The sequence below is a fragment of the Microtetraspora glauca genome, from assembly GCF_040656155.1.
GTDB lineage: Bacteria > Actinomycetota > Actinomycetes > Streptosporangiales > Streptosporangiaceae > Microtetraspora > Microtetraspora glauca.
The window spans coordinates 56101-75458 of sequence record NZ_JBFALK010000029.1 but is presented as its reverse complement, the minus strand read 5'-3'; the positions used below and the strand labels follow the sequence as shown (position 1 = coordinate 75458).

Sequence of the window (19358 nt, the reverse complement as noted above, 5' to 3'; positions counted from 1 at the left end):
AGATCACCGACGCGAGCACAAGCCGACTCGTCGTGCCCCGGCCGATCGTGACGCCAGGGTGATGTCCACCCAGAAGTGCAGATCTCACTCGATCGGCTCGGCGCCAGGGGCATGACCGTACAGGCCTGGCGCCGGCTCCTGGTTGATCGCTGGAAGCTTGCAAGATCGTTCTTCGATATGTGGCAGCTCATCCATCACCCTGAAGAGCGCGGCCCGGTTCACTTTCGTATCGTGAAAGGCAACTGCGGGCGGGGCGGCGGACGTCGATACTGAGCCATGACTGTCCGCCTGGGCATCATGGGTGGCACCTTCGACCCGATCCACAACGTGCATCTGCTGAAGGCCAGCGAGGCCGCCCACCGGCTCGGCCTCGACGAGGTCGTTTTCATCCCGGCGGGAAGCCCCTGGCAGAAGGACCCGCGCGGGGTCTCGGACGCCGAGGAACGGTACGCGATGACGAAGCTCGCCGTCGCGCCCGACCCCCGGTTCTCGGCGAGCCGGATGGAGATCGACCGGGCCGGTCCCACCTACACCGTCGACACGCTCCGCGAGCTGCGGCGCCTGTACGGCCACCGAGCCCGGCTGTACTTCATCGCGGGCGCCGACGTCCTGGGGTCGATCGGCACCTGGCACGAGGCATGGTCCCTCAAGGAACTGGCGCACTTCGTGTTCTGCTCGCGGCAGGGGTACGAACTGGCCGATGGCGCTCTGCCGCTCCGCGACCGCGTGACGCTGCTCCACGTCCCGGTTTGGGAGATCTCCTCCACGGTGATCCGGCGGCGGGTCAGCCGTGGCCAACCGATCCGCTATCTGGTGCCCGACCCGGTGGCGGATCACATCGTGCGTCGCGGTCTGTACCGAGCAGGAGCGCACTGAGTTCCGTCAGCCCTTCGTCCGAGCCCTCCACCGCGGCCACCGTCGGACGCCGCACCGCGAAGATCCGCTGCGCGGCCTCGGACGGCGGCCCGCACTGGAGCCACCAGATCCGCCCCCGCTCCGCCCGGCGCAGCGCACGGTGGAGCGGTACGTCCCAGCTCGCCGACCAGCCGCAGACCAGCAGGTCGAAGCCGGCGAACACCCGGTCGAGCAGGTCGTCGATCACGCCGTGGTAGGAGTGCGCGGCGCGCGCGGTGTGCCGGATGCCGATGTCCCGGTAGTCACCGTGCAGCTTGAGCAGAACCACCCCGTCAAGGCCGATCCGCGCCAGCGCGTCGAGATCGTAGGCGACGTCGAAGGGCACCCCCGCCTCGCGCAGCGCCCGCTCCAGCAGGCGATCAAGGTTGGTGGTGAGGATCGGTCCGACGAGGCCGGCCGCGGCCATGCGCCCGATCGCCCGATGCGCGGGCGTGGTCGAGGGCCGGTCGAAGATCGAATCAGGCAGGGTATCCGTACCGTCCCCGACCATTCCGAAGTAGTCGGGAAAGGTTTCGAGCGCCCCGAGGTACCAGGCGACCGGATCGGGGTCGGCGTCCTCACCACGCCGCCGGGCCAGCCCCCGCAACAGATCCTGCCCCGTCGGCACCCCCGCCGACTGCGACACCCCCGATCCGGCGAGTACGGCGATCGGCCGGGCCGCCGCGCGGATCCCGCCGGCGATCTCCTCGATCACCGGGTGTACCGGGCGACGCGCAGCCGGTGCAGCCGTTCGGCCAGATCGGAAGGCCGTGGGAAGTCCACCAGGGGCAGCCAGGTGAGGCCGTCGACTTCGTCGGGAGCCATCGCGCCGCGGATTCCGCCGACCAGCGCGGCGACGGTGTCGGTGTCGCCGCCGAGGAGGACGGACGCGCGCAACGCCGAGTCCAGGTCCGTCGTGGTGCCCAGAACGTGGACCACGGCGGCGGCCGTCTCCAGCGCGTCGAGGGTGACACCGTCGGCCGGGGGAGCCCAGGTTCCGGCCAGCGCGGCGCGTACGGCGGTGGGCTCGCCGTACCGATCGGCGACCCAGCCGGCCTCCGTCTCGGCCGCCGCGAGGACGGTGGCGAGGCTCACACCCTCGATCGCCCAGGCGGCCATCGCGGCGACGACGCAGGCCGCGGCGATGGACTCCGGGGCCCGGTGGGTGGCGATCGACAGCGTCTCCACCAGGTGGCGGCGCAGGTCGGGGTCGGCGGCGGGAGTGCTCCAGCCGACGGGCAGTATGCGCATCGCCGCACCGTTGGTCGGCCGCCCGCCGGCGGCCGGCCCGGGCGGCGTACCCGTCTCGCGGAAGTGATCCAGCGCACGGCGGGTGGTCGGGCCGATGCCGCGGATCTCGCTCTCCGCGGCGGCGAGCCGGGTGAGGAACGCCTCGGTCGTCGGGTGCCCCTCGGTCTCCGCGAGCAACTCGCCGACCAGGAGCATCTGGGCGGTGTCGTCGGAGGTCGAGCCGCGTGGCCAGCCCCACTCCGGGGCGGGGAGCTCGGTGACCCGGCCGGCGTCGATCGCGCCCGGGGCCGTGCCCTCCCACGGGACGCCGAGCGCGTCGCCCGCCGCGAACGCCGTCATCGCCCGCCCGATGCGCTCGGCCGAGGGCGGCCGGACCTCCGGGCAGCGCGCGTACAGGCTGCCGAAGCCCTCCTTCTCGATCTCCCGCCGGGCTCGGTCGACCAGCGTCAGCCAGGCACGCTCGTCTCCACGGGCCCGATGCACCCGGGCCTGGGTGATCCAGGCGTGAACGACGTCGTACGGGATCTCGGCGCGTTCGAACCCGGCGAGAGCCGTGGCCGCGAACTCGTCGGCCTCGTCGAACCGGCCGGCCAGGGTGGCGGCCTCCGCGCGACCTCTGGTCGCCTTGGCGTACAGCAGGCGTTCCCCGAGGTCGCGGGCGAGCACGGCGGACTCCACGAATCGTTCCGCGGCCTGGGCGGCGTCGCCCATCTGCAGCGCCGCCAGTCCCAGCCCGTTCAGGCCGTGGGCCACTCCTCGGACGTCGCCGATCTCGCGGCGGATGCGCAGTGCCTCGGCCTGCCCCCGCAGCGCGTCCTCGGCCCGGTCTTCGGCCTCGGCGACGACGGCCTCCTCCTGCCGCAGCCCGGCCTCGGCCTGACGGTCCCGGTCAGCCTCGGGGACGGCGTCCAACCGCCGCGCCGCCAGCGCCAGCTGCTCCTTGGCGGCCTCGATCTCCCCGGAGAAGAACTCGATGGACGCGAGGCGCGAGTGCCACAGGACGGCGGCGTTCCCGTCGCCCTCGGGTCCGATGATCGCGAGTCCTTCGCGGCACAGGCGCTTGCCGTCCTCGAACCGACCGAGGAAGAGCATCATGTTGGCCGAGAACATCAGGAACGGCAGCCGGGCCGCCCCGCTTCCACCGGCCGCCAACGCCTGGTCGGCGAGCCGCTTCGCGCCGTCGAAGTCACCCCGGACGAAAGCCAGCTCGCCCATCAACAGATGGGTGAGCGCCGCCTCCGCGGGGAGGGCGCGCAGCCGTTCCTCGGCCTCCTCCCAGCGGCCGAGGGCGATCTCGGCCCGCGCCACCTGGTAGTCGCAGGCCCGCGCGACCTCGGAGGAGGGCATGTCGAGGTCGCCGAGCACGTTCAGCAGGGATCTGCAGAGGTCGAACCGGCTGAGCGCCAGCACCCGGTCCATCTCGGCGAGCCACAGCTCGACCCCGCCGGCCGGATCGAGCCGTGCGCGATGGTAGATGTGCTCCACCCGCCCGGTGAACTCGTTTGGTCGCGGCACCGCTTCATAGTAGTCAGCGAGCACCTCGTGAGCGTGGGCTACGAGTTCCGGCGCGATGTTCCCGATGGCCCGGCGCAGCAGCTGGTGAAGGACGAACCGTTGTTCCCCGGGAACCGGGGTGACGAAGGAGAACGCGGTCAGCCGCCGGAACACCGCCATCGTCGCGGGGAAGTCCATCCGCGCTCCCAGATGGAAGAACAGGTCGCTGTCGAACGACCGGGCGGCCGACACCGCGGCCACCGCCTCTTCGAGGTCGTCGTTGATCCGCGACAGCAACCGGGCGGCCAGCGCCCGTTCCTTGTCCCGCAGCTCAGGGGCGGAAGGGAAGTCGACGGGCTGGAGGCTCCGGCCGCGTTCGACGGCGGTGAGCACCACGTCGGTGGACAGGCCCAGCAGCAGCGGATGGACCAGCCCGGGTTCGTCGGTGGCGTAGGAGAGGAGCGCCTGCTGGAGTGCCGGGTCGGTCACGCCCGCCTCCTCCAGATACACCCGGGCGAACCGGTCGGGCAGCGCTCCCAAGGCGTCGATCTTGACGTATTGCTCGGGGATCGGCTCGACGAGCGCCTGGGACCAGGTGGGTGCGGCCCTGCCCGCCACCACGGCCATGGCGCCGTCGGCCAGCGGCAGGTTGCCGAGCAGCGACCTGATCCAGCGTGGACCGCCGACATTGCTGAACCGCGACCGGGCGCCCTCCCCTGCCACGGCCTCGTAGGTGTCGAAGAGCAGAACGATCCGGTGCGGGGCGCGGCGGCCGGTCAGGGTCGCGCGCAGGTCCTCGCAGAAGAGCCGGGGCAGAGCCTCCATGAGGTCGGGTTCCGGAGCGAGGGCGAGCACCTCGGTCACCACCTCCGGGGGCACCCGGCGGCGCAGTTTCCGCTGCTCCGTCAGATTGTCGAGCCTGCGGTTCATCCACTCGAACAGGGCCGTGCCCAGCTGAACCACCGGCACCTGGAGGAAGACGTCGGCGATGCTGGCCGCCGACAACAACTCCGACCGGGGGAACAACTCGGCGATGAGCGCCCGGACGTCCGCGCCGGACCGGTGCAGGTACGAGACGGCCGCGAAGTCGAACCGGGGCGTCCGGACGCCGGCCTCCGCCAGTTGCCGTTTGAGCATGAACAACGCGCTGAGCGGTTCCTGGGGCCGGTTCACACCGGACGGTTGCGCGCCGAAATCCAGGAGCGCCACCGGCACCTTCGTCGCGCCGGGGGAACGGCCCAGCGCGTCGACGAAGAACTCGTCGGGGTACGCGTGGATCTCTTCCCATTGCTCGCGTGGAATGCGGTAGGCGCACCGGTTCTGGAGGGTGCGGAGCAGTGCGCTCTTACCGTTGCCGCCCACACCGACGTACACCTGGACGATCTGCTGTGCCGGATCGTTGTTGACGCGTTCCGCGAACTCACGGCATGGGGTGTGCCGGTCGACGAAGAGGCGTGCCCCCGCGGGTCGTTTCTGGTGCAGATCATCAAATATCGACATTGAGGATCCGATCCAATTAAATGTTCCGCACATCCGACAAGGGAAATCTCCCATAGGAGGCGCCGGTTGAGAATCCTCTTTGTCGCGACGTATCTCCATCCAGCCGACGCCGGCCCCACCGAGGTCAGTGGCGCGATGGGATACGGAGTCACCTCCTCCGCCGCGCTCGTCGCGGGCCTGCGCGGGCTCGGCCTCCATGTGGACGTCATCACATCGGACGCCCGGCGACTCACGGTGTGGACGGGGGAGGTCCTGGCGGCCGTCGAGAAGGCGGTCGCCCGCGGACATTACGACGTTGTCCTGGCCTTCCACGCGTTATGGCCGTTCACCGCGGATCTGCGCTGGGTGCTGGACGACACCCGTTCGCTGCCCCTGGTGACCTACACGCACGGCAGTCACTGGGACGAGACAGATCTCTTCCGGTTCGAGCACTATCCGAACCTGCGCTGGGCGGATCTGGGCAACCTGATGGCGGCGGACCGTGTTCTGGTGGTCAGCGACTACATGCGCAGGACGATTCTCGGTGGCGTTTCCTCGGTCAGCGAGAAAGCGGCCGACGAACTCGCCGGAAAGGTGCGTGTGGTGGGCTTGCCGCTCGACCTGGAAAGAATCGACGCGGCCCGCCGGCCGGGGACGCGGAACGGCACGACCATCGTGTTCAACCATGCGCCGAACTCCGCGAAACAGCCGGGGGTGTTCCTCGACACGGCGGAGGAGATCCTCGAACGCACCGGCGCGCGCATCCTGGTGACCCGGCACTTTCCCGAGCGTTCTCCCTGGGCGGGCCGGCTGCGGGAGCTGGCCGCGGCCCATCCTGGCCGCGTCGTCTGCGGCGAAGACCTGCCGATCGACGACTACTACGCGGCGCTGTGGCAGAGCGGCCTTCAGATCAGCACGGCCACACACGAGAGCCTCGGCGTCGCGACGCTGGAGGCGATGGCCACCGGCAATCACTGCCTGCTTCCTCGGATCGGCTCCTATCCCGAGGTCTCCGGTGACGACCCCGCGGTGTTGTACGGCGACGTCACCGAGCTGCGGGCGCGCCTCGTCGATCTGGCGACCACCGGCCCGGACGCCGAGGTCGTGGCCCGCCACTACGCCGCGGTCCGTGCCCGCTACTCCCCGGTCAGGGTCGCCACCGCCGTGCACGCCGTCCTCACCGAGGCCGTCACCGGTACTCCAGTGACACATTGAGATCATGGCTGGGACCTGCGCCGGCAGTAACAGCCTCGGGGTTCCAGTGGGGCTGGGGGCACGTACGAAGGTGAGGTGTGCCTCACCTTGTTTTGGGATGCCTCGGCCATGTCACCGGGTCAGTCATGATCTCTACGGTGAGCGCATGACCAACCGAATGAAACGGCCGCTCAGACGGGCGCCGATCCGCTCCGCATATCGGGTGAAGACCGTGCCGGTTGCCCTGTCGGCCCTGTCCGCGCTCCTGGGCCCGGCCGTGCTGCCGGTGGCGGCCCAGGCCGCGCCGGCCCTCATCTGGAGAGCCTGCCCTTCCGGCCAAGGCCCGGCGCGGATGGAATGCACCGCGATCGAGGTGCCGGCGGACTGGTCCGCGCCCGGCAAAGCCACGATCAAGCTGGACCTCGCTCGGCTGCCCGCCACCGATCCGTCACTCCGTCTCGGCAGCGTTCTCGTCGTGCCCGACGGTGGTCCGGGGATCCAAGGCGTCCTTTCCTCGGCCCCGGAGTCGTTCACGACGTTGCGCTGGCATTTCGATGTCGTCAGCTACAACCCCCGCACCAGCGTGGCAGGGCGCTATCTGCCGCCCTCGTGCGGGGTTCCCGGGCTGCCGCTCAACGACCCGCGTGACCGCGCCGCGTACGAGGCGCAGGCTGCCGGCCTTGAACGCCTGGTCGATCGGTGTCGTCAGGACGACACGACCGGTCTGGCCGACCACCTGGACTCGGACTCGGTGGCGAGGGACATGGAGGAGATCCGAATCGCCCTCGGCCAGGACAGGCTCACCATGCTGGCCTTCTCCTACGGCGGGGTTCCGGCCGCCGCGTACGCGCGGCTTTACCCGGGGCACGTCCGTGCGGCGGTTTTCGACAGCACACCCGACTCGACGGTGGGCTGGCGCGGTATGGAACGCGCGCAACTCCGCGCCACCGAGGCGGCGTTCAAGCGCTTCACCACCTGGTGCGCCGGTGACGACGCGTGCGCCCTGCGGGGGCGAAACGTGCGCAGGCTCTGGCGCGAGCTGATCAAGAGCACCGGCCGCGGGCCCGTCACATATGCCTCCGCCCGGCTGGGCGAGATCAGACTGACCGATTTGCACCTCAAGGCGCTGGCCCGGCTGGTCCTTCCCATTCCGGAGAAGGCACCGGAGTTCGCCGGCGCGCTGCTCAAGGCGAGCAAGGGCGACTTCGCCTGGTTCGGCGAGCAGATTCTGGGCGTCTCCGCGAGCTGGAGCTCGCCGGGCGCGGCGGCGACCCGATGCCCGGACGGCCTCGTCAGACTGGGGTACGAGGCGCTGGTCAGCGACCGCCGTTACAGCGAGCGGATCTCCCGCGACTTCGGCGGCGGGGTCGGCATCGGGCTGGAAGCCCTTGCCTGCTCGGGCTGGCGGCACCGTCCGGTGAACCCGCCGCGCCCCCTGCCGGTCGGCCTGCCTCCGGTACTGGGACTGGGCGGCGACCGCGACTTCTCCGTCACCGAACTCCTGGTGAGCAAGATCCCCGGCTCGGTCGCCGTCCGTTATGACGGCCCTGTGCACGTCGTCTACCTGCGGGCGAAGGACACGTGCGTGACGGGGTACGCCGACCGATATCTGACGAAGCTGACGTTGCCGTCCGCTGACACCGCCTGCGCGCGGGTTCCGTAGCGGCAGGCCCCGGGCGTGAGAGCGTTCGGTATCCCTGGGGATGGAGCGGGTGCGCGATGGAGATCCCTCAAGGCCGGAGTCTTCGAGTCCTGGCTCGTACGTCTTGAGCACAACGTCAGCGAGCGAATAGTGCCCGTCGATCTGCGGGTCGCTCAGGAATGGGGTGCCCTCAATTCGAGGGCGGCGTTGCCGGTGGTCGACGGACTTCTGGCCGCGACAGCGCGTCTGCGAGGGTGGACGGTGGTCACGCGGAACATCGAGGACTTCGAACGTACGGGAGCGCGGCTACTCAATCCGTTCGAGTGGCCGGTGTGAGTCCGTACGTCCGGCAGGGGTTCGCCGGAAACGGCGGAACCCCGCTGCCGAGGCGGGGTTCCGCCGGGTTTCCGGCCGGATCGCTCATGAGGAGCGGTCGCTCACGGAGTTCTCGACGTCACTGCGGACCACCTTGCCGGTCGCGTTGCGCGGCAGCCGCTCCGTGGTGATCCGCCAGCGGGACGGCACCTTGAAGTAGGCCAGCTCCCCCTGGGCGTGGGCCCGCAGGTCGTCCTCGCTGACCGGCTGCTCGCCGTCGGTGACGACCACGGCCATGACCTCCTGGCCGAGGTCGGGGTGGGGGACGCCGATCACGACGCACTCCAGCACCGCGGGATGCTCCGCCAGGACGTTCTCGATCTCGGCCGGGTAGACGTTCTCCCCGCCGCGCAGGATCAGGTCGGAGCGCCGGGTGGTGAGGCGGATCCGCCCCTGCTCCATCACGCCGATGTCGCCCGTGTGCAGCCACCGGTCCGCGCGTATGGTCCGGTCGGTGGCCTCCGGGTCCTTCCAGTAGCCGAGCATGTTGAACGGGCTGCGGACGCAGATCTCGCCCTCCTCGCCCTCGGGCAGCGGCTCGCCCAGCGGGTCGCGGATCTCCACCCGTACGGTCATGATGGGATGGCCCAGCGTGCCGGGCGCTTCCGCGAGGTCGGCGGGCGTCGCCGCGGCCACGGCGGTCGAGGTCTCGGTCAGCCCGTAGCTGTCGACCAGGGCGTCCTTGGCCGGGGGGAATGCCTGGCGCAGCCGCTCCTTGAACGCCGTCGAGGACGGCGCGGACGCCAGCGCGAAGGCCGTCAGCGAGGAGAGGTCGTACTTCGACAGGTCGCCGTGCTCGATCAGCCGGTGCGCCATCGTGGGCACGGCCCCCCAGTTGGTGACCCGCTCCTTCTCGATCAGCCGCAGCACGCGGTCCACGTCGAAGGCGCCCTGGTGCATGACCACGGCGCTGCCGGTCGCCAGTCGGGGCACGGCGAGGTTGTGCAGGCTGGCGATGTGGAACAGCGGAAGGGCCAGCAGATAACGCCGGTCGGCGGGGTCGGACGGGCCACCGAACGCGCGGATCATGGCGTCGTTCATCCGGTGGTACTCGATGACCGACGTCACGTTCCGGTGCGAGTGCACCGCGCCCTTCGGCCGTCCCGACGTCCCGCTCGTGTAGAGGATGACGGCGGGGTCGTCCTCGGCGACGTCGGCGGTCGGGAGGGCGGCGTCCGGGTGCAGGCGGGCCAGCCGGGGGATGTCGTCCTCCACGGTCAGGACGGTGACGTCGCCCTCGACCAGCGCGGCGCGCTTGGCGTCCGCGATGACCACGGTGGGTTCGGTGTGGTCCAGCGCGTACGCGACCTCCCGGCGTGACCACCAGGCGTTGTATCCGACGGCGACGGCGCCGAGCGTCACCGTGGCCCAGAACGAGAGGATCCAGGCGGGGGAGTTGGCCGCGTTGACGGCGACCCGGTCGCCGGGGCGCACGCCGTACTCGTCGCGGAGGGCGGTGGCCAGCGACGCGACCTGGGAGAGATGCTCGGTGAAGCTCAGCCGCTCGCTCGCGGTCACGATGTAGTCGCGGTCGCCGAACCGGGCGGAGTCGGCGAGGACCTGTCCGAGCGACCTGGCACGGTTCTTGTAGACCTGCATGCGCGCGCCGAGGACGTCCTCCTCGGCCAGTTCGAAATCGCCGCCGGGACCGGTCAGGCGGGCCATGACCTGAAACGCTGCCGCTCTCGGATCTGTCGACGTGGACATCGATTGCCTCTCGTGCCGGCGGGAATCCGTCTTGTTGGCCGCCCATTCTGGCTTCCGCACGCGCCGCGAAACGGGTCTTCCCGGTCACCGGGACTGCGATACGAATATTCTCTCAGTCTCCGCCCGGCGCGTACGGAGCCCGCAGCAGGGCCGCCATGCTCACGGTGAGATCGGAGACGACCTCGTCGAGAGTGGCGGTGGGACCCGCGGGTGAGGACCGCCGGCGCTCGTGGTCTGCGAGAACCCGGATCACGATGACGGCCATCCACCGGGTCCTGCGTTCGAACACCGCCTGGGGCAGGCCGGGCAGCCGGAGCCGTAGCTGCGCCAGCATGTACCCGATGCCGGGATGCTTCTGGCCGCCGTACTCCCGGGGGTCCTGGATCATCGGATGGTCGATGACGCCGGCGAGGAAGCGAAGATACCAGCTCTGCCGGCCGGGTCCCGTCGTCGATTCGGCGAGCGGGGCCACGAGCAGCCGGATGAGCGCCTCGACGCCCGGCGGCTCGCCGGCCGCCCGGAGCTCTTCGACCAGTTCCATGCGCCGTTCGGTGATCGGCGCGGAGCGGTGGCGCGCGATGGCCGCGATCAGCCCGTCCTTGGAGCCGAAGTGGTACTGGGCGGCCGAGTTGTTGCGCTGGCCCGCGGTCACGCCGACCGTGCGCAGCGAGACGGAGGCGATCCCGTTCTCGGCGAAGAGCCGCTCCGCCACCTCGATCAGCCGGATCCGGGTGTCCTGGCCCAGAGCCGCGTCGGCGCCCGTCTCGTCCGGAGTCACGGGAGACGCCGTTCGGGGAAGAGGCTATTGATCAGATAAGGCACATGTCTTATCTTGCCGTAAGACACGTGCCTTACCGATGTCGGGAGGTCGAGTGACGAGCGGGCGGGCTCCGGGCGGAATCGACGGGACGGCGACGAGCGCGACGGGAACCACGCGTCCCGACGTCGTGGTCGTCCTCCTCGACGACGTCGGTTTCGGGGCGGCCCGGACCTTCGGCGGTCCGATCGACACGCCGGTGCTCGACGCGCTCTCCGCCGAGGGGCTGCGCTACAACCGGTTCCACACGACCGCGATCTGCTCACCCACCAGGGCCTCCCTGCTCACCGGCAGGGACCCGCACGTCACAGGTGTCGGTACGGTGCTGAACTCGGCCAACGGCCACCCGGGATACGAGGGCGTGCTCCGGCCGGAGGCCGCGTCCGTCGCCACCGTCCTGCGGCGGAACGGCTACGGCACGGCCGCGTTCGGCAAGTGGCACCTCACCCCGCCGTGGGAGTCCACCCAGGTCGGTCCGTTCGACCGCTGGCCCACCGGGCAGGGGTTCGACACGTTCTACGGCTTCCTCGGCGGCGAGACCGACCAGTACGACCCGACGCTCTACGAGGGCACGACCCCGGTGGCCCGGCCCGACGTGCCCGGCTACCACCTGACCGAGGATCTGGTCGGCCGGGCCGTCGACTGGCTGCGGCTGCGGACGTCGCTGGCCCCCGGACGCCCGTTCTTCCTCTACCTCGCCCCCGGCGCGACCCACGCGCCGCTGCAGGTCCCCGGAGCGTGGAGCGAGAAGTACCGGGGGAGGTTCGGCCGGGGCTGGGACGTCCTGCGCGAGGAGACACTCGAACGGCAGAAGCGGCTCGGCGTCGTGCCCGCGAACACGAAGCTGACGCCGCGGCCCGGCGAGATTCCGGCGTGGGACGGCCTCGGCGACGGGGAGAAGGCGGTCGCGGAACGCCTGATGGAGGTCTACGCCGGGTTCCTCGAGCACACCGACGCGCAGATCGGGCGGCTGGTCCACGCGCTCAAGGAGAGCGGGCGGTTCGACGACACGATGTTCTTCTACGTCGTCGGGGACAACGGCAGCAGCGCCGAGGGAGGCGTCCCCGGCAGCGTGAACTACATGGGCGCGCTTCAGGGACTGCCGGAGAGCGTCGCCTCCCAGCTCGACCTGCTCGACGAGATCGGCGGACCGAACACCTACCCGCAGTATCCGGCGGGGTGGGCGTGGGCGCTGACCGCGCCCTTCCAGTGGGTGAAGCAGGTCGCCTCGCACCTCGGAGGCACGCGCAACCCCCTGGTGCTCACCTGGCCGGCCGGTATCGCCGACAGGGGCGGCCTGCGCGCGCAGTTCTCCCATGTCAACGACATCGCGCCGACGATCCTCGAGGCGGCGGGGATCGAGCCGCCCACGGAGGTGGACGGCGTCGTGCAGGTGCCGATGGACGGCACCAGCCTGATGTACACCTTCGCAGACGCGGACGCGTCGGAGCGGCACACCACGCAGTACTTCGAGGTGTACGGGCACCGGTCGATCTACCGCGACGGGTGGATGGCCTCCGCCCACCACGGCGGCCTGCCGTGGTCGATCGGGCGGCCGGGCGCGGACCGGCCCTTCGAGGACGACGTCTGGGAGCTCTACGACCTCGAACGGGACTTCAGCCAGGCCGACGACCTGGCCGCCGCCGAGCCCGGGAAGCTCCGGAGGATGCGGGCGCTCTTCGAACAGGAGGCCGCGCGGGCCGGCATCCTGCCGCTGCGCGACGCGCGCGTCGCGCGGACCCGGATGCCCAACCTGGCGCGCGGCAGGCGGCGGTTCACCTACCACCCCGGCGCCGTCGGCATCCCGGAGTCCAACGCCCCGCGCGTGGTCGGCAGGTCCTGGTCCCTGCGCGCCGTGATCCGTGTCGACGCCCCCGGCGCGTACGGCGTGATCGCCACGATGGGAGGACGCGCCGCCGGCTGGTCGCTCCACCTCGACGACGCCGGACGGCCGGTCTTCGTCTACCGCACCTTCGCGATGGCGTGCCTGAGGCTCACCGGCGAGGACGGTCTCGGAGCCGGACGGCACACGATCGACGTGGCCTTCTCCTACGACGGCGGGATCGCCGCGGGGGGCACTGTCACCCTCGTCGTGGACGGCGTCCCGGCGGGGGAGGACCGGATCGCGGTGACGCCTCCCGCGATCTTCTCCATCGACGAGACGTTCGACATCGGCCTGAGCACCGGGTCTCCGGTGGGCGAGTATCCCGCGTCCTACCCCTTCACCCGCGGCACGATCGAGCGGGTCGACATCACCCTCGACTAGGGAACTCCGGACGCCTCCTCCCGGTCACCGGGACTCCCGCGCGGCGTCCGCACCGTCGTCGAAGAGTTGCTCCCGGTGAGCGGGACTGCCTACTCGGGGTGGGTTGGGTCACATCACTATTGCGGCCATTGCCGGGTGAAACGGGAGATCAATGGGAAGCCTCGACGGGAAGATCGCCATCGTGACCGGTGCCGGCCAGGGGGTCGGACAGGGGATCGCGCTCGCACTCGCCTCGGAAGGCGCGTCCGTCGCGGTGCTCGGCCGGACCCTGCCGAAGCTGGACGCGACCTGTGGTCTGATCCGGGAACGCGGAGCGGAGGCCGAACCCTTCCTCTGCGACGTGAGCGACACCGAGGCCGTCCCCGCCGTCGTCGCGGAGGTGGTCGAGCGGTTCGGCGGAGTCGACATCCTCGTCAACAACGCGTACTCGGGTTCGTATGGACCGCTCCTGTCGATGGACGACGCCGCCTTCCAGAAGGGCTTCCGCAGCGGGCCGTTCGCGGCCTTCGCGTTCATGCGGGCCTGCCACCCGCACATGAAGGAGCGGGGCGGCGGCAGCATCGTCAACCTGATCACCTCCGCCACGGTCCGGTGGGATCCCACGACCTACGGCGCGTACGCGGCGGCCAAACAGGCGCTCCGCTCGCTGACCAGGACGGTGGCCGCGGAATGGGGCGTGGACGGCATCCGCGCCAACTCGATCGCCCCGCACGCGCTCTCGCCCGGACTGAAGCGATGGATGGAGGCGAACCCCGCCGAGGCGGAGGAGTTCCGCCGGACGATCCCGCTCGGCTACGTCGGCGACTGCGAGCGGGACATCGGGCGGGCCGTGGTCGCGCTGGTCGGCCCCGACCTGCGCTATCTCACCGGCGCCACCGTGCCACTCGACGGCGGACAGGCCAACTTCGGATGAGTCCCGTCGGGACGAATCCCACCTTCACCCCCCAGGTCCCCGGCCGCCGCATGGCGGTCGGTGAAAGGAGATAGTCCGGATGAAAGGCAACACGATCGCCCGCGTGGCGGCGAGTGCCGTCGCGCTCACGGTGCTGGCCACCGGGTGTGCGAGCGAGCGCGGGGGATCGGCCGCGGTACCGGGTGCCACCGGCGACGGCGGCGCGACGGCGGCCGCGGACTCCGGCGCCAAGGAGATGTTCGGCACGCTGGAGTCGCCGTGCGGCAAGGGCGACGCCAAGGGCGCGACCGACCAGGGCGTCACGGACACCACGATCACCATCGGCTACGGCGACGACCGGGGCTTCCCCAAGGCTCCCGGCCTCTCCAAGGAGATGGGCGACGCGGTCAGCACCATGATCAAGTGGTGTAACGCGCAGGGCGGCATCAACGGCCGGCAGATCAAGGGCAACCAGTACGACGCGGCGTACATGCAGGCCGCGACCGTGATGCAGAAGGCGTGCAAGCAGGACTTCATGCTCGTCGGCCAGGGCTTCGCCATGGACGAGTCGGCCGAGCAGTACCGCGTCGGCTGCAACCTGCCCACGGTGGCCGGCTTCACCGTCGGCCCGAACGCGGCGATGGGCCCGATGAAGTTCGAGTCGGTCCCCTACCCGGTGGACTACTTCAACGTCGCGCCCCTGCGCCTGGCGGCCAAGCAGTTCCCCGACTTCGCCGCGGGCATGGACCTGATCACCTCCACCTCCCCGGCGGTGATGGCGGGCAGCAAGAAGATCGAGTCCGCGCTGAAGAGCATCGACGTCACGCCGAAGAAGTGCGGCGTCCAGCTCAACGCCGAGGGTGACCCGAGCTACGTGCCGTTCGCGGAGAAGTTCAAGTCGTGCGGCGTCAAGGCGCTGTGGACGTCGAAGTCGCCCGACCCGGCGGCGTTCAGCCTCCTTGAGTCCCTGGACCGGGTGGGCGCCCACCCGACGCTGGTGTTCGAGGCGACCTGGTACAGCTCGGCCGTGGCCAAGTGGAACACGCAGGGCGTGGGCGACAACATCCACGCCGGCCTGATCTTCCAGCCGTTCGAGAACGCCGACAAGGTGCCCGCGGTCAAGAAGTACCTCGACCTGGTCAACGCCGACGGCGGCAAGGTCGCCCTGCTCGGCATGCAGGCGACCTCGGCCTTCCTGCTGTGGGCGACGGCGGCCAGGGACTGCGGCTCCGACCTCACCCGCCAGTGCATGGTCAACAAGCTCTCGCAGGTGCACGAGTGGACCGGCGGCGGCCTGCACGCCCCGACCGACCCGGGCGGCAACAAGCCGGCCACCTGCACGCTGATGGTGAAGCTCACCGGTTCGACGTACAAGCAGGTCGCCCCGGCGAACGTCGGCGAGTTCGAGTGCGGTGACGACAACCTGCTCAAGACCGACCCGTCCACGTGGGGCACCAAGCTCGACGAGGACCGGGTGGCCACCACGTTCCTGACCCCCAACGTGATCAAGCCGCAGGTCTGATCCCTCGCTGGAGGCGGGCCGTCCCCCTGGCCCGCCTCCAGCCCGTTCCTGCCACTCTCACCTAGGGCAACCATGACCACGTTCCTGACCTTCACGATCCTCGGGCTCGTTCTGGGGTCGGTCTACGCGATCGCGGCCTCCGGCCTGGTCCTCACGTACAACACCTCGGGGATCTTCAACTTCGCCCACGGCGCGCAGGCCATGCTGGGCACGTTTCTCTACTGGCAGCTGACGTACGGCTGGGGCTGGCCCATGTGGCTGTCGCTGGTCGTGGTGGTGGGCGTCGTCGGCCCCGCGATGGGCGCGATACTCCACGCCCTGATCATGAAGGGGCTGCGGGACACCGCGGACGTGACCAAGATCGTGGTCACCGTCGCGATCCTGCTCGGGATGCTGTACCTCTCCCAGTGGATCTGGCACCCCGAAGAAGCGCGGATCATGGAGATGTTCTTCGGCTCGGGCGCGAAGATCGAGTTCGCCGGCGTGGTCATCCGGGTCCACGAGATCATCTGCCTCGTCGTGGCGGCCGCGATCGCCGTCGGCCTGCGGCTGCTCTTCACCCGCAGCCGCGTCGGCGTGGTCATGCGCGGCGCCGTCGACGACCCCGACCTGCTCCGGCGATGCGGGCACAACCCCGACCGCGTCGCCGCGCTCTCCTGGGCGATGGGCTCGACCCTCGCCGTGCTGGCCGGCGTCCTGATCACCCCGATCGGCGGCGGCGCCCTGGAGGCCAACGCGCTCACGCTGCTGGTCATCGACGCGTTCGCGGCCGCGATGTTCGGCCGGCTGCGCAGCATCCCCCGCACCTTCGTCGGCGCGATGGTCCTCGGCATGACGGCGACGTACGTCATGGCGTACTTCCCGACCGACTGGACGTGGTCGGGGAACTTCCGGGTGTCGCTCCCGATGATCATCCTGTTCGTCGTGCTCATCGTGCTTCCCCAGGACCGGCTGCGCGGGGCCGCGATCCGCACCCGCGAGCGGTACCGCGTGCCGACCGTGCGGAAGGCGGCGGTGTGGGGCGCGGTGCTCGTGGCCGTGGTCTTCCTGCTGACGCTCCTGATGGAGGAGACGTCGGTCACCACGTTCGCCCTGGGCATGACGTTCGCGATCATCGCGCTGTCGCTCACCGTGCTGACCGGCTACGCGGGAGAGTTGAACCTCGCGCCTCTCTCGTTCGGCGCGGTCGCAACGATCGTCGCGTTCCACTTCGGTGTCTCGGGAACCGGCCTCGCGGCCCGCCTCACCCTGTGGGGCATCCTGCTCGCCGTCCTGGTCACCGCCGTCGTGGGCGGGCTGGTCGCGCTGCCGGCGCTGCGGCTGCGCGGCCTCTATCTGGCGCTCGCGACCATGGCGTTCGGCGTCTTCCTGTCCACCATGGTCTTGCGCGACACCGTCGAGCACACCCTCTTCGGCCGCACCTTCTCGATCTTCCCGAACGGCACGCTGATCGTCCCGCCGCTCAAGATCGGTCCGCTCGACCTGCGCGACCCCGAGACGTTCCTGCTCACCGCCACGGCCCTGTTCTCGCTGATCGCGGTCGGCCTCGTCGCGCTGCGCGGCAGCGGGTACGGCAGGCGGCTCGCGGCGATGAAGGACAGCCCGGCGGCGGCGGCGATGCTCGGGCAGAACCTGGTCAAGCTGAAGTTCGGCGTGTTCATGATCTCCGCGGCCATCGCCGGTCTCGGCGGGGTGCTGATGGCGAGCGCGAGCGGCTCGGTGGCGGGGGAGAACTTCGCCGTCATGGCCAGTCTCGGCCTGGTGATGCTCACCGTCGTCGGCGGCATCGGCTACATCAGCGGCGCCCTCTTCGGTGGCCTGATGTCGGGCGTCGGCTTCACCATCATGGTGGGCACCTTCAACGACCTCGCCGCGGCGACCCCCGCGATGGAGACGATCTACAAGTCGCTCGGCCAGCTCGCGATGGTCGCCACCGCGCTGATCGGCATGGGGGTCGGCAAGAACCCCAGCGGCACCGTCCACGACATCATCGAGGGCTACCGGTCCCTGCGGAAGGCCAGGCCGGTGCTGATCGGCGGCGCGGTCGCCGAGGCCGTGCTGTACGTCCTGACCCTCACCGGCGTCATCGGCAACTGGTGGTTCGCGATCCTCAGCGCCTGCCTCGGAATGATGCTGCCCGTCTTCGGAAAGATGATCATGCCCGAGGCCGTGCTCTCCGAGGAGGAGCTCGCCCGCCGCAGGAGCACGCCGCTGGAACTGGCGGGGATCGACGAGCCGTACACCGAGGAGCTGCGGCGCCGGCTCGACCGCGAGCTCGGCCTGCCCTCGGGCGTCGACCGCGCCCCGCGCGTCCCGGCCCCGCGGGCGGCCGAGGAGGGAGACGTCCATGTCGTTGCTTGAGACCCGGGGCATCACCGTCAGGTTCGGCGGCAACACCGCCGTCGACGACGTGAGCATCGGTGTCGACGAGGGCCGGATCACCGGGCTGATCGGGCCGAACGGCGCCGGCAAGACCACGCTGTTCAACACCGTCACCGGACTGCAGAAGCCCGCGTCGGGCCGGGTCCTGCTCGACGGGGCCGACATCACCCGGCTGGCGCCGGCCAGGCGGGCGCACCTCGGCATGGCCCGCACCTTCCAGCGGCTGGAGCTGTTCCTGTCGCTCTCGGTGCGGGACAACGTCAGGGTCGCCGGCGACATCCTGCGGGCCAACACGCGGCACCGCGTCGACGTCGACAAGGAGACCGACCGCGTCCTTTCGCGTACGGGCCTCGGCGACATCGCCCACCTGGAGATGTCCGACGTACCGACGGGACGGGCGCGGGTCGTGGAGGTCGCCAGGGCGCTGATGACCTCGCCCCGCGTACTGCTGCTGGACGAGCCCGCCTCCGGCCAGACCGAGCAGGAGACCGAGGACTTCGCCGGGCTGCTGGCCGGCCTCGCCGCCGAGGGTCTGGCGATCTGCCTGGTCGAGCATGACCTGCCGCTGGTGATGAAGCTCTGCTCGACCATCCACGTGCTCGACTACGGCGCCGTCATCGCGTCCGGCACGCCGAAGGAGATCCAGGAGTCGCCCGAGGTCATCGCGGCGTACATCGGCACCGAGGAGGTCACGGCGTGAGCGCGGCACGACAGACGGCGCCCCTGACCGGGGAGAACGCGGAACCGGCGCCGCTCCTCGAACTCGCGGGCGTACGCGCGGGCTACGGCCCGATCGAGGTGCTGCACGGCGTGGACCTGAAGGTGGGTCCAGGCTCCGTCGTCGCGCTCCTCGGCCCCAACGGCGGTGGCAAGTCCACCACCATGAAGGTCTGCGCGGGCCTGCTGCCGCTCACCGGCGGCGAGCTCAGGTTCGCCGGCCGCCGGATGAACGGCATATCGGGGGAGGACGCCGCCCGGCTCGGAGTGTGCTCCATCCCCGAGGGCCGGGGCATCTTCCCCAACCTCACGGTGCGGGAGAACCTCTGGGTCGGCACCGGCACCGGAGCGAAGCTCGCGGCCATGGAGGAGGCGGCCTACTCCCGCTTCCCGATCCTCGGCGAGCGGCGCCACCAGCTCGCCGGCTCGATGTCGGGCGGTCAGCAGCAGATGCTGGCGCTCTCCCGCGCCCTCGGCACGGACCCGGCCGTCCTGCTGCTCGACGAGCTGTCCATGGGACTCGCGCCCATGATCGTGACGCAGATGTACGACACCGTCGCGCAGCTCGTCGCCGAGGGCCTGTCCGTCCTGGTGGCGGAGCAGTTCGCCCGTGCCGTGCTGCCCATCGCCGACACCGCCGCCCTGATGCTGCACGGGCGCGTCGTCTCGGTCGGGCGGCCCGACGAGATCGAGGACCAACTCTCAAGCAGCTATCTAGGAGGCTGA

At 70.5% G+C, this 19358-nt stretch carries 14 protein-coding genes; 10 read left to right on the top strand and 4 right to left on the bottom strand.

All coding sequences use genetic code 11. The features are described from left to right. Positions 1-276 precede the first annotated feature (276 nt). Positions 277-876 carry a nicotinate-nucleotide adenylyltransferase gene (gene nadD, locus AB0I59_RS37595; protein WP_358140837.1) on the top strand — a complete coding sequence of 200 codons (600 nt, stop codon included), beginning with the start codon at positions 277-279 and terminating at the stop codon, positions 874-876. On the opposite strand, the gene AB0I59_RS37590 is transcribed toward nadD, so the two are convergent. Both AB0I59_RS37590 and AB0I59_RS37585 read right to left on the bottom strand, forming a co-directional pair. Then, positions 785-1609 (bottom strand): SIR2 family protein, encoded by an 825-nt coding sequence (locus AB0I59_RS37590; RefSeq protein ID WP_358140834.1) that lies wholly within the window; start codon positions 1607-1609, stop codon positions 785-787. The two genes, nadD and AB0I59_RS37590, sit on opposite strands and share 92 nt — an antisense overlap. Continuing rightward, positions 1606-5139, bottom strand: a complete 3534-nt coding sequence (locus AB0I59_RS37585; protein WP_358140831.1) for an ADP-ribosylglycohydrolase family protein — start codon at positions 5137-5139, stop codon at positions 1606-1608. The genes AB0I59_RS37590 and AB0I59_RS37585 overlap by 4 nt, the downstream gene beginning before the upstream one ends. Before the next feature lie 66 nt (positions 5140-5205). On the opposite strand from AB0I59_RS37585, the gene AB0I59_RS37580 reads away from it, so the two are divergent. From AB0I59_RS37580 to AB0I59_RS37570, 3 genes are all read left to right on the top strand, one after another. Further along, positions 5206-6333 (top strand): glycosyltransferase family 4 protein, encoded by a 1128-nt coding sequence (locus AB0I59_RS37580; RefSeq protein ID WP_061259955.1) that lies wholly within the window; start codon positions 5206-5208, stop codon positions 6331-6333. Positions 6334-6478: 145 nt separating this feature from the next. Beyond that, positions 6479-7975 carry an alpha/beta fold hydrolase gene (locus AB0I59_RS37575; RefSeq protein ID WP_358140828.1) on the top strand — a complete coding sequence of 499 codons (1497 nt, stop codon included), beginning with the start codon at positions 6479-6481 and terminating at the stop codon, positions 7973-7975. A gap of 15 nt (positions 7976-7990) precedes the next feature. Continuing rightward, a complete protein-coding gene (locus AB0I59_RS37570; protein WP_358140825.1) occupies positions 7991-8290 on the top strand; it encodes a PIN domain-containing protein in 300 nt (99 codons plus the stop codon). 84 nt (positions 8291-8374) lie between these two features. Here AB0I59_RS37570 and casG read toward each other — a convergent pair whose 3' ends face one another. Further along, positions 8375-10036 carry a steroid-24-oyl-CoA synthetase gene (gene casG, locus AB0I59_RS37565; RefSeq protein ID WP_494410557.1) on the bottom strand — a complete coding sequence of 554 codons (1662 nt, stop codon included), beginning with the start codon at positions 10034-10036 and terminating at the stop codon, positions 8375-8377. Positions 10037-10148: 112 nt separating this feature from the next. Then, positions 10149-10814, bottom strand: a complete 666-nt coding sequence (locus tag AB0I59_RS37560) for a TetR/AcrR family transcriptional regulator (protein ID WP_061259959.1) — start codon at positions 10812-10814, stop codon at positions 10149-10151. A gap of 94 nt (positions 10815-10908) precedes the next feature. Between AB0I59_RS37560 and AB0I59_RS37555 the strand changes: the two genes are divergently transcribed. The 6 genes from AB0I59_RS37555 (at position 10909) to AB0I59_RS37530 (ending at position 19358) form a co-directional block, all read left to right on the top strand. Further along, positions 10909-13119 carry an arylsulfatase gene (locus tag AB0I59_RS37555; protein WP_358140818.1) on the top strand — a complete coding sequence of 737 codons (2211 nt, stop codon included), beginning with the start codon at positions 10909-10911 and terminating at the stop codon, positions 13117-13119. 151 nt (positions 13120-13270) lie between these two features. Beyond that, positions 13271-14032 carry an SDR family NAD(P)-dependent oxidoreductase gene (locus tag AB0I59_RS37550; RefSeq protein ID WP_358140815.1) on the top strand — a complete coding sequence of 254 codons (762 nt, stop codon included), beginning with the start codon at positions 13271-13273 and terminating at the stop codon, positions 14030-14032. Between the two features lie 79 nt (positions 14033-14111). Next, on the top strand, positions 14112-15533 hold the full coding sequence (locus AB0I59_RS37545) for an ABC transporter substrate-binding protein (RefSeq protein WP_358140812.1): 1422 nt from the start codon (positions 14112-14114) through the stop codon (positions 15531-15533). Positions 15534-15605: 72 nt separating this feature from the next. Next, positions 15606-17894 carry an ABC transporter permease gene (locus AB0I59_RS37540; protein WP_358140809.1) on the top strand — a complete coding sequence of 763 codons (2289 nt, stop codon included), beginning with the start codon at positions 15606-15608 and terminating at the stop codon, positions 17892-17894. Beyond that, on the top strand, positions 17881-18615 hold the full coding sequence (locus AB0I59_RS37535) for an ABC transporter ATP-binding protein (RefSeq protein WP_061259963.1): 735 nt from the start codon (positions 17881-17883) through the stop codon (positions 18613-18615). Before AB0I59_RS37540 ends, AB0I59_RS37535 begins: the two co-directional genes overlap by 14 nt. Further along, positions 18612-19358: an ABC transporter ATP-binding protein gene (locus tag AB0I59_RS37530; protein ID WP_358140805.1), complete on the top strand. Its 747-nt coding sequence runs from the start codon at positions 18612-18614 to the stop codon at positions 19356-19358. The genes AB0I59_RS37535 and AB0I59_RS37530 overlap by 4 nt, the downstream gene beginning before the upstream one ends.

Excerpts from the sequence above, each read along its gene's own strand:
- nadD (WP_358140837.1), top strand. The coding sequence starts at position 277 with ATGACTGTCCGCCTGGGCATCATGGGTGGCACCTTCGACCCGATCCAC.
- AB0I59_RS37585 (WP_358140831.1), bottom strand. The coding sequence starts at position 5,139 with ATGTCGATATTTGATGATCTGCACCAGAAACGACCCGCGGGGGCACGC.
- AB0I59_RS37575 (WP_358140828.1), top strand. The coding sequence starts at position 6,479 with ATGACCAACCGAATGAAACGGCCGCTCAGACGGGCGCCGATCCGCTCC.
- casG (WP_494410557.1), bottom strand. The coding sequence starts at position 10,036 with ATGTCCACGTCGACAGATCCGAGAGCGGCAGCGTTTCAGGTCATGGCC.
- AB0I59_RS37550 (WP_358140815.1), top strand. The coding sequence starts at position 13,271 with ATGGGAAGCCTCGACGGGAAGATCGCCATCGTGACCGGTGCCGGCCAG.
- AB0I59_RS37545 (WP_358140812.1), top strand. The coding sequence starts at position 14,112 with ATGAAAGGCAACACGATCGCCCGCGTGGCGGCGAGTGCCGTCGCGCTC.
- AB0I59_RS37540 (WP_358140809.1), top strand. The coding sequence starts at position 15,606 with ATGACCACGTTCCTGACCTTCACGATCCTCGGGCTCGTTCTGGGGTCG.
- AB0I59_RS37535 (WP_061259963.1), top strand. The coding sequence starts at position 17,881 with ATGTCGTTGCTTGAGACCCGGGGCATCACCGTCAGGTTCGGCGGCAAC.